Raw genomic sequence first — 14,004 nt, 5'->3', positions numbered from 1 at the left:
CGCTATTTGCTCAGCACTTCGGGCAGCCACAGGGCGAGGCCCGGGAAGATCACCAGCACCACGATAAAGATGCACATGACGATGAACATCGGGAATGACGCCTTGGCGATGAAGCCCATGTCCTTGCCCGTCATGCCCTGCAGCACGAACAGGTTGAACCCGATAGGCGGCGTGATCTGCGCCATCTCGACGACGATCATGAGGTAGACGCCAAACCACAGCATGTCGAAGCCGGCGGCCCGCACCATCGGTTCGATCACCGCCATGGTCAGCACGATTGAGCTGAGCCCATCAAGGAAACAGCCGAGGATGATGTAGAATACCGTGAGGATCAGGATCAGCATGACGGGCGACGGGTCCCAGGCGGATATGCCGGTTGCCAGCGCCTTGGGGATGCCGGTGAAGCCCATTGCCAGCGACAGGAAGCCCGCGCCCATGAGGATCAGCATGATCATGGCCGTGGTGCGCACCGAGCCCATGATGCTTTCCTGCACGTTGGACCAGGTGAGGCCGCCCTGAAAGGCTGAAAGGATGAAGGCCCCGAGCACTCCGAGCGCTGCCGCTTCGGTGGCCGTGGCGACGCCCGAATAGATCGACCCGATCACCGCCCCGATCAGGCACAGCACCGGCAAAAGGTCGGCAAGGCGACGCCAGAGTTTTGAGGCTTCGATGGTGAGGTCGGGCCTGAACGTCGCGCGGTTCACAATGGACCAGCCTGCGACGTAGACCATGAAGAACAGGGCAAGGCAAAGTCCCGGGATCATCGCGGCCATGAACAGCTTGGTGATGCTTTCGTTGACCGTCACTCCGTAGATGATCATCGAAATCGACGGCGGGATCAGCAGACCCAGCGTGCCTGCGCCGGACAAGGTGCCGATGATCATGCTTTCGGGATATTTGCGTGCGCGCAGTTCCGGGATCGACATCTTGCCGACCGTCGCCACTGTCGCCGCAGAAGACCCAGAGATCGCGGCAAAGACCGCAGAGGCCCCGATGTTGACGTGCAACAACCCCCCCGGCAGCCCCCTGAGAAACGGGGCAAGGCCGCGAAACAGGGTCTCGGATAATCGGGTTCGGAACAGGATTTCGCCCATCCAGATGAACAGCGGCAGCGCCGTCAGGGTCCACGAGGATTGCTCGCCCCAGATCGTGACGGCCATGGAATCGCCGATGGGCGCGTTGGTGAAGAGGGCCATGCCCAGAATGGCCGTGGCCAGCAGAGCGGCCCCGACCCAGACGCCGAGGCCCAAAAGGATGAAAAGCGTCGACAGAAAAACGATAATGGACAACGTTTCAGTCATACTTCACCCGGCCCAGTCGCGTGCTCGGGATTGACCGCGTCATAATCAAAGATCGCCTGTATCAGCGTGTGGACCACGGCGACGGCCAGCAACCATGCGCCAACGGCCACCGGGGCCTGCGGGATCCACATCAGGATTGCATCTGCCCCCTGACTGCGTTCGCCAAAGTCGTAGCTGTCATAGGCCAGGCGGGTCATGTACCACGCGATGAAGTTGGCGATGGCGGACATGAAGGCGAGGCTGAAAATCTCGACCCGCCGCCTTGCCGGCCCGGTAAACCGCTGCACCAGCAACTGCACCCGGATGTGCCCGTTCGAGCGGAATGTATAGGCCAGCGCCATGAAGGTGCTGGTGGCCATCACATAGCCCGCCACATCCGCCGCACCCCCGGCATAGAGGCTGAGAAGGCGGGCGAGGATGCTGTAAAGGATGAGGCAGCAGAGCAGGATCAGCAGCAACCCCGCCAGAAACCCGGCGATGCGATAGACCGCGTCCAACGCGTTTGAAAGTGCCCGCATGATCGTGCTCTCCACCGATGAAAGACGCGCGGCAAACCCCGCAGGGGTGCCGCGCGCTGTTCTTACTTCGCGGCCTCAAAGGCTGCGAGGGCGGCTGCACCCTTTTCCCCGGCCCGTTCAAGCCATGCGGCGCGCAGATCGTTGCCGACCTTTTCGAACTCGGCCTGCATTTCAGGGTTCAACGTGCCGACAGTCATGCCGTTGGCAGTGAATTGCTCGATATACCAGCTGTCCAGTTCCTCGGCTTTGGCCCAGCAGGTTGCCTCGGCCGTGGCTGCGGCGGTTTCGATCACACCTTTGGTCGCGTCATCCAGACCGGCCCAGGTCGAGGCGTTCACGATCACCATGTTGCGGGGCAACCAAGCCTTGACGTCGTAGTAGAAGGTGACGTGCTCCCACAGCTTGCGATCATAGCCGGTGGACCCGGACGAGATCATCGACTGCGCCACACCGGTGGCAAAGGCCTGCGCCAGCTCGGCGGCCTCGATGGTGGTGGGGACCATGCCCAGACCGTCGGCGAACTTGGATGTGGTTGCGTTATACGCGCGGAATTTCATGCCCGCGATGTCGGCCAGCGCATTGGCTTCGGAAACCGAGTAAAAGCCCTGCGGCGGCCATGGGCAGGAATAGAGCAGGTGCACGCGCGATTCTTCGAGCGTTTCCATCAGCGTGGGTTTGGTCGCCTCGTAAAGCGTCTTGGCGTCGGCAAAGCTGGTGGCAAGAAACGGCACCGAATCCAGTTCGTAGATCGCGTCGTCATTGCCCAGTGCCGAGATCAGGCGCTCTCCGATTGGCGTCAGGCCCCGGCGCACAGCGTTAAAGATCTCGCCACCTGCGAAAAGCGAACCCGAAGGGTGCGTGACGATTTCGATGTCGGAATTGGCTGTGACTTCGGCCGCGAAGGCGGCGGCGATTTCCGAATGGTAGTTGGTCGCGGAATAGGCCAGCGCCATATCCCATTTTTCTGCATGCGCAGCCCCTGCCATCAGCAGTGCGGCGGCCCCAGTCAGGACAAGTTTCTTGATGTTCATGTGAGTCTCCCGGTTGGTTTTTTAATTGTTGGTGGTGGTGTCAGCGAATAAAGCGCGCCGGCGAAAACGGTTCTGCCGGTATGTCCGGCGTTGTGCCCTCCATGATGTCGGCCAGAACGCGGGCCGTTCCTGGCCCTGTGTTGAACCCGACATGTTGATGCCCGAAGGCAAGATACAGTCCCGCGCGCCCGGGCGCCTGACCAATGACCGGACGGCTGTCCGCAAAGGTCGGGCGGCGCCCCAGCCATGGGGTTGGGTCCCGCCGCTCGCCCAGATCAATCGCCTGACGCGCGGATGCTTCCACGAGGTTAAGTTGTGCGTGATTTGGCAGCGCATCGCAATCCGTGAGTTCAACACCCGTGGTCATGCGCAACCCGTTCTCCATCGGGGACAGCACATAACCGCCTGCCAGATCATAGATCGGGCGGGTCAGGGACAGGTTTCCACCCGCATTCGGGCCCCCGTAATGCATGTGATAGCCACGCTCGTAAGCCATTGGCACACGCATGCCCGCCCGTTCCAGAAAGGTCCGCGACCACGGGCCGAGGGCCACGACGACGCGGTCCCCCTGAAACGGTCCTTTTTCAGTGTTCACAAGCCAGTGCCCGTCAAGCGACGTCAGCGACGCAATCGACGCCCGCACGATTCGCCCGCCGCGATCCGTGAACAGCCGGGCATAGGCCTCGACCACGCGGCCCGGCGCGTTGACCGACATCGCGTCCTTGATCCAGAGCGCCCGTTCAAAGATCGGGTTCAGCCCCGGTTCAAGGTCGCGCAGGCCGGTCTGATCCAGCACCTCGGTGGCCACATTGAACTGATCGAGCATATCTCGCCCGAATGCACCGCCCTCGAACGCGGCGCTGGTCCGATAGAGGTACATCCAACCCGTCTCGCGCAGCCGGTCGAGCGCACCAGCCTCGGCCAGCAGTTGTTTGTGGATCGGGTAGGACAGGTTGATCAGCCCGTCCATCGCGCGCGCCGTATCCAGAAACGGGGCCATCCGGGCGTGGCCAAGGAACCCGGCCGCCCAGCCCATATTGCGCAGCAGAAAGGGCAAGGAATAGCGCAACCCGGCAGAGCGATTGCGCAACAGCTTGGGCAACGAAGCCCACAGACCGGGATTGTTCAGCGGCATCAGGGACGAGCGCGCGATGACGCCCGCATTGCCGAAAGAGGTTTCCTGCCCCGGTGCACGCCGGTCGATCAGGGTGACCTGCGCACCCCGCGATTGCAGTTCCAAAGCCGCACAGACACCAACCATGCCCGCGCCCAGCACGGTGACCGAAATGTCTGTCAGTGCAGTCTGCATGGTTGCACGATAGGCGGACATCTGCGGGCCGACCAGCGTTGGTCAGTTGCGCGGATGGACGGGGATGCGATCCACACCGATCTGAGCCATGGCGATGCTCATCTCGTCGCTCAACACCTCCCAGAGGCGGGTCAGGCCGGGTTCGCCAGCTGCGGCGATGGCAAATTGCAGGATGCGCCCAAAGAACACGAAATCGGCCCCGGCAATGATGGCCTTGAGCGCATCCTCGCCCGAGCGCAGGCCGCTGTCGTAAAACAGCGGGTAATTGTCCCCGACGGCAGCCCGGATCAGGGGTAGCATCTCGATCGGGGCTGGCGCGCTTTCCAACTGGCGCGCGCCATGGCTCGACACCTGGATCGCGTCCACACCGGCATCGCGCAGAGCAACGGCGTCCTCGGCATCAAGCACACCCTTGACGACCAGATTGCCGGGCCACGCTTCGCGCAGGCGGGCCAGGGTGTCCCAATCCGCCTTGGCGCGGCTTTCGGTGCGGTCAAATTCGTAACCCGGCATCTCAAAATTCGCCATCTGCGGTTTGCCCGCGGCCAGAGAGGTCAGCGACCAGCGTGGGTGCAGGGCAAAGTCGATGAACTGGCGTGGGCCGATCCTGAAGGGCATTTTGAAGCCATGTCGCAGCTCTCGCGGTCGACGACCCACTTCGGGCACATCCACGGTCAGCACGAGGGTTTTGTATCCCGCCGCCTTGGCCCGTTCGACCAGCTTGAAAGTACCCGTTCCGTCTCCGCTGAAATAGAGCTGAAACCACGCATGGCCCTCGGCCACTTCGATGATCTTTTCCATCGGGGTTGAGGCGACGGTGGACACGCCGTGGGGTATCTTGTGGCGCGCAGCGAGTCGGGCCAGCATCAAATCCGCGCCGGGGCCGGACAGGTTGCACATGCCCATCGGGGCAATGCCAAAGGGGCGCCGCGTTTCGTCACCAAACAGGCGGGTGCCAAGCGAACGATTGCTCACATCACGCAAAATGCGCGGGCGCAGGGTCAGCGCGTCCATCGCGGCGCGATTGCGATCCGCACCGGTTTCCGACCCTGCTGACCCGTCAATATAGTCAAAGATCATCCACGGCAGACGGCGGCGGGCCAGCCGCCGCGCGTCTTCAGCCGAATTGATGTGGGATGCGCCCATCCCTTAGCTGGCCACCGCCTGCATAAAGCGATGCTTGATCACAACCGGGTCCATGGTGATGACCGGCAGCTTGATGTTGCCGCTGTCACATTTGGACACGATCACGGTCATCTTCTTGCTGTCGATGGCCGCCTGCAACGCCTTGCCGGTGTCCACGTCCTGACAGGTGACGACGTTTTCACAGCCACAGGCCGCTGCCACCGCTTCGAGCTTGGTCTTCTTGCCCGCATAGGTCGGTTGGTCGCCGGTCGAGCCGTAAGATCCGTTGTCGATGATCAGCAGGATGAAGTTGTCGGCCACGTTGTTGGCAATGGTCGGCAACGTGCCGAGGTTGGTCAGGACCGACCCGTCCCCATCGATGGAGATGACAGTCTTGTCCTGCGCCAGGGCAAGGCCCAGACCGATGGATGAGGACAGACCCATGGTGCCAAGCATGTAAAAGTTGCGTTCGTTGTCGTCGATCATGTGCAGCTCTTGGCTGGGCAGACCGATGTTGCAGACGACAAGGTGCGGGTTCAGGATGGGCGCGATCTCGCGCAGGATTTCAGAACGGATCATTGGTCGCCATAGCCTCCCCAAAAGTTGGCGTCGGTGAGGATCGCCACGGGTTTGTTGCACATGAAGGTGTATTTCAGGATGTTGTCGAATTCCTCGACATCCTTTTGCCAGTGGAAGTGGTAGGTGGGGATGTTCATCTGTGCGAGCAGCGCCTTGGTGTGCACGGCCATCTCAACCTGACAGGCGACAGGTTCGCGCAATTCTCCGCGATAGGAGATCAGCATGGGCAGTGGCATGCGGTAATATTGCGTCAGCGTGGCCAGCGTGTTGATGGTGACGCCGATGGCGGTATTCTGCATGATGATCATCGGGCGTTTGCCGCCCATATGTGCACCTGCGCACAGGCCCATGCCTTCGTCTTCCTTGTTGGCAGGGATATGGAAGATTTCCTTGCGCGCTTCGACTTCTTCGATCACCCCGGCCAGCTGCTTGCAGGGCACGGTGGTGACAAAGGAGACGTCGTTCGCGACAAGATCATCCGCGATCTTCTTGTCGATGTTCATGGGGGGGTTTCGCCTTTCTATGTGTGCCCGGGATCCGGGCCAGTGTCGCTGGTTAGGGTTTTGATCTGTGAACGTGGACGGCGCAGGGGGCATGGCGCACCACCCGTGCCGCGGTCGAGCCGAGGAAATAATCGCTGAGTCCGGGCTTGTGCGAGCCGATGACGATGCAGTCGACGTCGTGGGTTGCCGCGTAGTCGATGATGGCACGGGCCGAATGGCCTTCGACCAGCGCGCCGGTGACGTCCGGAAACGTGGCCAGCTTGGCCTCCATATCAACCCGCGCCTTTTCGAACCCGGCGGCCATTGTGTTTTCATCGAGATAGGCGCGCACGGTACCTTCGGGCGCCTCGTGGACGTGCAGGGCAACCACTTCGCCGCCCTCGTTGAGCAAGGTGCGGGCGATACCGAGGGTCTGCGCGGACACATCGTGATCAAGGGCCATTGCGACCAGAACTTTGTTATACATGGGTGTTCTCCATATTGTCTGGTTCCGGCCTCACGCCCATGGGTCCAGAACGATTTTCGGGGCGGCAACTGTGCCTGCGCGCAGGTCGGCAAAGGCCTGGGCTCCGTCGTCCAGCGGGCGATGCTGGACCCAGTCCAGAGGGCCAAGATGACCCTCAAAGATGGCCTGCGCCGTATCGCGGAAATCCTGCGCAGTATAGGTATAGGTGCCGATCAGCGTGATCTCTTGCAAGGTCATGCGCCGGATGTCGAGCCCGCCGGTGTCTTCGCCCAGTCCGACATGGGCAATCACCCCACCCGGTGCCGCGAGGGCCGAGGCGATGGCGCGGGTGGCAGCATAGCCCACGGCATCGATGACAACCGGAAACTGCCCGTCCGCCGTTTCGACGGCATTTTGGGCGCAGTGATCGATCAGGAATGCCCGTCGCGCCGCGTTGGGTTCTGCGATTGTAACATCCTGCACATCCATCGCCTTCAGCGCCAGGGCCGCCGCAAGCCCGATAGCCCCGCCGCCAATGACCAGCGCGCGGGAGTCCATGCCTGGGTGCAGTGCCCCCAACGCCAGTCGAGCAGCGTGCCAGCTGACGGCCAGCGGTTCGGCCAGTGCCGCAATGCTCAGCGGCACAGCATCCGGTACCTCGACCAGATTGCGGTCAGGCATGGCGATATACTGGGCAAAGGCCCCCTCGCGCGGTTGCATCGAGATGATCTGGCGGTTGGGGCACAGGTTTTCCCGGCCCGCAAGGCAAGCGGCGCAGGTCATGCAATGAACCAGCGGATTGACCGTGACCCGCGCACCGTCGCACGGCCCGCCGGTGATCACCCCTGCCGCCTCGTGGCCGAGGATCAGCGGCGCAGGCCTGCGCGCATCATGGCCCAGAAACGCATGCATGTCCGATCCGCAAATGCCGACCGCTTCCACCTTGATCAGGTGTTCGCCCGTCTGGGGCGTCGGGTCTGGCACATCGCGAATGCTGAGTGTCTCGACCCCTTCATAAACCAGTGCTTTCATTTTGCGGTGAACCCCCCGTCGACCATCAGGATCTGCCCCGTCACGTAGGCCGACGCATCCGAACACAGGAACAGGACCGGCCCGTCCATGTCCGCCAGCGTTCCGTTGCGGTTCAGACAGGTCTGTGCGGCATTGCGTGCGGCACGGTCCGGGTCGGAAAATACTGCTTGAGTTAATTCGGTCGGGAAAAAGCCCGGGCCGATGGCGTTGGCGGTGATCCCGTCACGCGACCAGGCCTCGGCCATGGCGCGGGTCAACTGGGCGATGCCGCCCTTGGTCGCGCCATAGGCGATCCCACCCGGAAAGGCCCGCGTGGTCTGGAGCGAGGCGAAATTCACGATCCGCCCCCAGCCCTTGGCCTTCATCGCAGGCACCAGGGCTTGTGCCAGGAAGAACGGGGCCGACAGGTTCAGCGCCAGCGTCTGGTCCCAGCCTTTGGGGGTCACATCATCGGCGGCCTCGCGCGTGTTGATGCCTGCCGCGTGGATCACGATGTCCGGCGCGCCGAACGGGGCCGAAATGGCGGCGATCGTTGCGGGCAATGCGTCGCGGTCTGCCACATCAGCAGTGACAGCTGCGGCATTCTCGCCGATCTCATCCGTAAGCGATTGCAGCGCCTCGGCCCGGCGGGCCACGCCGATCACCTTTGCCCCTGCCGCTGCCAGCACCATAGCTGCACGGCGACCAAGGCCGGAACTGGCCCCGGTCACACATGCCACGCGGCCTGTCAGATCAAACAGGTGGCGCGGGTCATCCATCGGCGGACAGGTCGAAGTTTTCGCTGGGGAAGTATTTGGCCAGACGCACATCCGCGGCGCGGGCGTGGCCCTCCATCCCTTCCAGCCGCGAAATACGTGCTGTTGCCTCGGCCACGGCCTTGGACCCGTCGCGGGTGGCGCGCTGCCATGTGACGATCTTCATGTATTTGTGCACGCTCAGGCCGCCGGTATAGGACGCAGCCCCCGATGTGGGCAGCACGTGGTTGGTGCCGGTCGCCTTGTCGCCATAGGACACAGTGGTTTCCTCGCCCAGGAACAAGGAGCCGTAGCAGGTCAGGTTGTTCAGCCACCAGTCGAGGTCGGCGGCTTGCACGGTCAAGTGCTCGGGCGCGTATTCATCCGAACAGGCGGCCATGTCGGCGCGGTCCTTGCACACGATGACTTCGGCATAGTCGCGCCATGCAGCAAAGGCATTCTCCCGGTTCAATTCAGGCAAATCGTCGATCAGGCCAGGGACCATGTCCATGACCTTGACGGCCAGATCGCGATCATCCGTGACCAGCCAGACGGGCGAGTTATAGCCATGCTCGGCCTGGCTCACGAGGTCGGTGGCGACGATGTGGGCGTCTGCATCCTTGTCGGCAAGGATCAGGCTGTCGGTCGGGCCCGCGATCATGTCGATGCCGACGCGGCCAAAGAGAATGCGCTTGGCTTCGGCGACAAACTGGTTGCCGGGGCCGACGAGGATGTTGGCGCGCGGCAGGCCGAACAAGCCGTAGGTCATGGCCGCGACACCCTGCACACCACCCATGGCAAGGATGTTGTGTGCGCCACAGATATGGGCCGCATAAACGATGGCCGGGGCGACGCCGACATCCGGGCGGGGCGGCGAACAGGCAGTGATGCTTTGGCAGCCCGCGACGCTTGCGGTTGTCACGGTCATGATGGCGCTGGCGATGTGGCTGTACCGCCCACCGGGCACATAGCAGCCCGCGGCGTCCACCGGGATCACCTTTTGACCGGCGATAAAACCGGGGGTGATTTCCATCTCCACATCCGTGGTTGTGCCCTTCTGCAACTCGGCAAAGCGGCGCACGTTGTCATGGGCAAAGCGGATGTCAGCCTTGAGCTTTTCCGGGACCAGCGCGCAGGCGGCGTCAATCTCGTCCTGGGTCATCAGGATGTTGCCCTCGTAGCGGTCGAACTTCTGCGCATATTCGCGCGCCTTCGCGTCGCCGCCCGCCTCGATGTCGGCAAGGATGGTCTTGACCGTTTCGTGGACTTCTGACGCATCCGACTTGGCGGTCAGCGTTGCTTTTTTCAGGTATTCACGTGTCATGATCTGAGGATCCTAGTCATAAGTGTCTGGCGGGCGCTTGGCCGCAGGTGCTGGCATCTGAATGGGTCGGCGCGCGGGTTTCGAACAGGCAATCGGCAAAAGCTAAATCACGTTACGCACGGTTCAGACCGCCCTTTGCGGCCGGGGTTCCGCTGGTGCGGGACCGCAGGCGAATGCATCGGTGTGCCCTGAACTCAGCACGATTCGTGGCTCACATTAGGCTCTTCTGGATGCAAAATGCAAGCGCTTACATTTTATGCGCGACATTTCCTTTTTTTGGAATATGATGTTCAGGAAACGTGAATATCTGAGCACTGGTGAACAATGTCCGACGGGAAAACCATTCCCACACTCGACGATGTGGCGCGCGCGGCTGGTGTCTCTACGGCCACCGTGTCGCGCTGCCTCAACACGCCGGACCGGGTGGTCGAAAAGACGCGCACCAAAGTTCTCGCCGTTGTCGAAGCCCTTGGATACACACCAAATTTCGGCGCCCGCGCGATGGCGGCGAAACGGACATACACCATTGGCGCGATCATCCCGACCATGGAAAACGCGATCTTTGCGCGCGGCTTGCAAGCCTTTCAGGAGGCGCTGCATGCGCGGGGCTACACCCTTCTCGTGTCCAGCACCGGCTATCAGGCTGAGGTCGAGGCCGAACAGATTCGCGCCCTCGTGGCGCGCGGCGCTGATGGCCTATTGTTGATTGGCCGTGCGCGTGATCCGTCGATCTATGCGTTTCTGCGCAACCGCTCGGTGGCGACGTTAATTGCATGGACGTTCGAGGCGGGCAGCCAACAGCCCGCCGTCGGTTTTGACAATCACGCGGCGATGAAGGCGTTGGCCAGCGCGGTCATAGACCAGGGCCATAGGCGGATCGGCCTGATATCGGGAACCCTGGACGGGAACGACCGCGCTACCGCGCGGCATGCCGGTATTCGGGATGCGCTGACGGAACATGGGCTGGATCCCGACGACTTACCGGTCATCGAAACGTCCTATGAGGTCGAAAATGGCGGGGCCGCCTTTGAGACGCTGATGCAGCGCACGCCTCGGCCCACTGCCATCATGTGCGGCAATGATGTGCTGGCTGTTGGTGCAATGAAGCGGGCGCGGGACATGGGGCTGCGCGTGCCCGAGGACGTGTCGATCACCGGGTTTGACGACATCGAACTGGCGCGGATCGTGACCCCGGAACTGACAACCATGCGCGTGCCACATCAGGAAATGGGACGCCGCGCCGCCGAAGAGCTGGTGAACTTGCTCGAAGGGACAAGCCCCGGTGCAGTCATCGAATTGGACTGCGCACTTAAATTGCGCGGCTCACTCGGCCCGCCCCCGTCCTGAACCCGCGTCAGGGGCTATTCGGGCGGCTTATCAGCCTCGTTCTTCTTGTCACGTTCCCGCCCGCTGGTCATCATGTCGCTGACACGAAACGCGGCCGGGGTGCCGATGCGGGTACGGGTGCGCAGCACGGGCGTGTTGCTCGAATTGCCACCCTTGCTTTCGCGGATCACGATGAAGATGCCGGATGCGATGATGATCGCAGCACCTATCCCGGTATAAAGATCGAGGCTTTCGCCAAAAAAGATGAAGCCATAAACCGTGGCCCACAGGATCTGCGAGTATTGCATCGGGGCTACGATGGCCGCCTCGCCCGTCTGATAGGCCGAGATGATGACGCGCCCACCCACCCAGGCAAAAACCGAAATAACGGCGAGATAGCCCAGATGCTCAATCGGCATCGGTTTGTAGACAAAGGGCAGCATCGCCCCCATCACAACGAAATTGGCCACCATCGGATAGAGCATCACGACGACGGGCCGTTCTTCTCCGCCGATCTTGCGCAACACAATCGAGGCAAAGGCCCCCGTGCACGCCGCCAGCAGGGCTGCCGCATGACCAAGGCCCAGTTCGGTGCCGCCGGGGCGCAGCACAACAATCACCCCGATCAAGCCAACCAACACCGCCAGCCAGCGTTGCAGCCGCACGGTTTCACCCAGGATCGGGATCGACAGCACGGTGATGATCAAAGGGGTGGCAAACAGGATCGCGTAGGTCTGTGTCAGCGGCAGGTTGGAAAACGCATAAAACGCGGCAAAGCCAGTGATCACCGCGGCCACCGTGCGCAGACCGATCCACCACGGGTGCACCGGCAGCAAGGTCGCGGCTGCGCGTTCGCGCATCAGGTTGATCGTGGCGAGCGGAAAGCTCAGCAAGACGCTGAAAAACACCAACTGGATTGGGGAATAGGTTGCACCAAGGGTTTTGATGAACACGTCATGGGTCGCGTACACCCCGAAGGCGATCAAGGACAGCAGCGCGCCTTTGACATTGGAAGACATCGTCGCCGACCTCGTTCATGGTTGCGCTGTTCTCATAACTTTTGCCATGCGGGAATGTCCATGCGCTTGGCCGGACATTCCGTTTTGTTTTCCCGTGCGTCGGGTTGCGGGCTTAAATGGCAAGCGCGCCGCGCCCAAAGATGAACTGCCAGCGGCTGCCATCGGACATGGTGACAAATCCGGACCCCGCGGTTTCAGACTGAAAGAACGCGGTGCCGACGCCGCGCAGGCCGGTGTTGCAGACCACCGGAAAACTGACCGTCGAGATGTCGGCGAACTTGTCATATGTGCCGGTGCAGACGGCATTGCCATTGGTCGCCTGAAAACTGCCGCCATACAGAAATGTGTTGGTGGCCGCGCCGCGAAAGACCATGCCATTTTCGCCAATGACGGTGACAGGATAGGCAGTGTCGCATGCGCTGATGGCCAGCAAACTGGTGCCAACAACGGCGGCGCGAATGGAAAATCTGTTCATCTTTAATACCTTACTCGTTTCAACTGCCTCCGATCTGGGGACCGGGCACAGGGCCGACAAGTACGGTATTCCCGCCCTTACATTCGGCGTCGGGCGTGCAGTTCAGCACCGCCCGCGCGCCGATGCAGTGCGTCAGAGGCTGGCGTCGAGGGCCGCGAGGATGACGTCGCCCATTTCGGACGTGGACAGCGGCGTGCCGCCTTCGGGACCCATCAGATCGCCTGTGCGTGCGCCGTCGGCCAGCACCTTTTCGATCGCCCCTTCAAGGCGCGCGGCCTCGTCGCCCTGATCAAAGGAATAGCGCAGCGCCATGGCAAAGCTGAGTATGCAGGCAATCGGGTTGGCCTTGCCCTGACCGGCAATGTCCGGGGCAGAGCCATGCACGGGTTCATACATCGCCCGCGCGCGACCGTTCTCCATCGGCGCACCAAGGCTGGCCGAGGGCAACATCCCAAGCGAGCCGGTCAGCATCGCGGCACAATCCGACAGGATGTCACCGAACAGGTTGTCCGTGACGATCACATCGAACTGCTTGGGCGCGCGCACCAGTTGCATCGCGCCGTTGTCGGCATACATGTGCGACAGCTCGACTTCGGGATAGTCCTTGCCCACGCGCGTGACGACCTCGCGCCACAGGATGCCGCTTTCCATCACGTTGGCCTTTTCCATGCTGCACAGCTTTTTGCTGCGCTTCATGGCCAGCTCGAACGCCGAGCGGGCGGCCCGTTCAATCTCGCCCTCGGTATAGCGTTGGGTGTTGATGCCCACGCGTTCGTTGCCTTCCTCGAAGATGCCGCGCGGTTCGCCGAAATAGACACCAGAAGTCAGCTCGCGCACGATCATGATGTCGAGACCCGCAACGATGTCTTTTTTCAGGGACGAGAAATCCGCCAGCGCGTCAAAGCATTGCGCCGGGCGCAGGTTGGAGAACAGGTCCATCTCTTTGCGCAGGCGCAACAGGCCGCGTTCAGGCTTCAGGCTGAAATCCAGATCATCGTATTTCGGACCACCCACGGCGCCCAGCAAAACGGCGTCCACCTCGAGGGCCTTGGCCATCGTGTCGTCATGCAGCGGCGTGCCGTGCGCGTCATAGGCCGCACCGCCCACCAGATCGGTGGAGATGTCAAAAGGCAGATCGCGCTTGGCACCGAACCAGTCAATCACGCGGACAACCTGATCCATGACTTCGGGGCCGATACCGTCACCGGGCAGGATCAAAAGCGAGGGGTTGGACATGTGTGAACTCCGTGAAATCGACGTTTGGCTTCGACTACGCGGGCTGG

General features: G+C 62.0%; 15 protein-coding genes. 1 reads left to right on the top strand and 14 read right to left on the bottom strand.

What is annotated here, in order from left to right; all coding sequences use genetic code 11:
• Positions 1 to 2: 2 nt before the first annotated feature.
• From Q1A89_RS11860 to hisD, 11 genes are all read right to left on the bottom strand, one after another.
• A complete protein-coding gene (locus tag Q1A89_RS11860; protein ID WP_299727995.1) occupies positions 3 to 1,301 on the bottom strand; it encodes a TRAP transporter large permease subunit in 1,299 nt (432 codons plus the stop codon).
• Positions 1,298 to 1,819, bottom strand: coding sequence for a TRAP transporter small permease (locus Q1A89_RS11855; protein ID WP_299727992.1), 522 nt, complete (start codon positions 1,817 to 1,819; stop codon positions 1,298 to 1,300). Before Q1A89_RS11855 ends, Q1A89_RS11860 begins: the two co-directional genes overlap by 4 nt.
• A 62-nt stretch (positions 1,820 to 1,881) precedes the next feature.
• Entirely contained in the window at positions 1,882 to 2,850 is a 969-nt protein-coding gene (locus Q1A89_RS11850; RefSeq protein ID WP_299727989.1) for a TRAP transporter substrate-binding protein, read from the bottom strand.
• A 40-nt stretch (positions 2,851 to 2,890) separates the two neighbouring features.
• On the bottom strand, positions 2,891 to 4,159 hold the full coding sequence (locus Q1A89_RS11845) for an FAD-dependent oxidoreductase (RefSeq protein ID WP_299727987.1): 1,269 nt from the start codon (positions 4,157 to 4,159) through the stop codon (positions 2,891 to 2,893).
• A 42-nt stretch (positions 4,160 to 4,201) separates the two neighbouring features.
• The gene (locus Q1A89_RS11840; RefSeq protein WP_299727984.1) at positions 4,202 to 5,305 is read right to left on the bottom strand and encodes an alpha-hydroxy acid oxidase; all 1,104 of its coding nucleotides are present in this window, start codon (positions 5,303 to 5,305) and stop codon (positions 4,202 to 4,204) included.
• A gap of 3 nt (positions 5,306 to 5,308) precedes the next feature.
• Positions 5,309 to 5,863 (bottom strand): sulfopyruvate decarboxylase subunit beta, encoded by a 555-nt coding sequence (comE, locus tag Q1A89_RS11835; RefSeq protein ID WP_299727981.1) that lies wholly within the window; start codon positions 5,861 to 5,863, stop codon positions 5,309 to 5,311.
• Complete coding sequence (gene comD / locus Q1A89_RS11830) at positions 5,860 to 6,366, bottom strand: sulfopyruvate decarboxylase subunit alpha (RefSeq protein ID WP_299727978.1); 507 nt, start codon at positions 6,364 to 6,366, stop codon at positions 5,860 to 5,862. The genes comE and comD overlap by 4 nt, the downstream gene beginning before the upstream one ends.
• Positions 6,367 to 6,418: 52 nt before the next feature.
• Positions 6,419 to 6,832, bottom strand: coding sequence for a universal stress protein (locus Q1A89_RS11825; RefSeq protein ID WP_299727975.1), 414 nt, complete (start codon positions 6,830 to 6,832; stop codon positions 6,419 to 6,421).
• A 30-nt stretch (positions 6,833 to 6,862) separates the two neighbouring features.
• Entirely contained in the window at positions 6,863 to 7,843 is a 981-nt protein-coding gene (locus Q1A89_RS11820) for an alcohol dehydrogenase catalytic domain-containing protein (protein WP_299727972.1), read from the bottom strand.
• Positions 7,840 to 8,601, bottom strand: a complete 762-nt coding sequence (locus Q1A89_RS11815) for an SDR family oxidoreductase (protein ID WP_299727969.1) — start codon at positions 8,599 to 8,601, stop codon at positions 7,840 to 7,842. The genes Q1A89_RS11820 and Q1A89_RS11815 overlap by 4 nt, the downstream gene beginning before the upstream one ends.
• The gene (hisD, locus tag Q1A89_RS11810; protein WP_299727966.1) at positions 8,594 to 9,901 is read right to left on the bottom strand and encodes a histidinol dehydrogenase; all 1,308 of its coding nucleotides are present in this window, start codon (positions 9,899 to 9,901) and stop codon (positions 8,594 to 8,596) included. The genes Q1A89_RS11815 and hisD overlap by 8 nt, the downstream gene beginning before the upstream one ends.
• Positions 9,902 to 10,225: 324 nt before the next feature.
• On the opposite strand from hisD, the gene Q1A89_RS11805 reads away from it, so the two are divergent.
• A complete protein-coding gene (locus Q1A89_RS11805) occupies positions 10,226 to 11,248 on the top strand; it encodes a LacI family DNA-binding transcriptional regulator (protein ID WP_299727963.1) in 1,023 nt (340 codons plus the stop codon).
• Positions 11,249 to 11,262: 14 nt separating this feature from the next.
• On the opposite strand, the gene Q1A89_RS11800 is transcribed toward Q1A89_RS11805, so the two are convergent.
• The 3 genes from Q1A89_RS11800 to leuB all read right to left on the bottom strand — a co-directional run bounded on the left by Q1A89_RS11800 (position 11,263) and on the right by leuB (position 13,957).
• A complete protein-coding gene (locus Q1A89_RS11800) occupies positions 11,263 to 12,246 on the bottom strand; it encodes a DMT family transporter (RefSeq protein ID WP_299727960.1) in 984 nt (327 codons plus the stop codon).
• A gap of 112 nt (positions 12,247 to 12,358) precedes the next feature.
• Positions 12,359 to 12,721 (bottom strand): hypothetical protein, encoded by a 363-nt coding sequence (locus Q1A89_RS11795; RefSeq protein WP_299727958.1) that lies wholly within the window; start codon positions 12,719 to 12,721, stop codon positions 12,359 to 12,361.
• 132 nt (positions 12,722 to 12,853) lie between these two features.
• Complete coding sequence (leuB, locus tag Q1A89_RS11790; protein WP_299727956.1) at positions 12,854 to 13,957, bottom strand: 3-isopropylmalate dehydrogenase; 1,104 nt, start codon at positions 13,955 to 13,957, stop codon at positions 12,854 to 12,856.
• Between the last annotated feature and the right edge of the window lie 47 nt (positions 13,958 to 14,004).

This window comes from uncultured Tateyamaria sp., assembly GCF_947503045.1.
Taxonomy (GTDB): Bacteria; Pseudomonadota; Alphaproteobacteria; order Rhodobacterales; family Rhodobacteraceae; genus Tateyamaria.
Note: the sequence above shows the minus strand (reverse complement) of the source record. Positions and strands in the feature narration are given on the sequence as shown.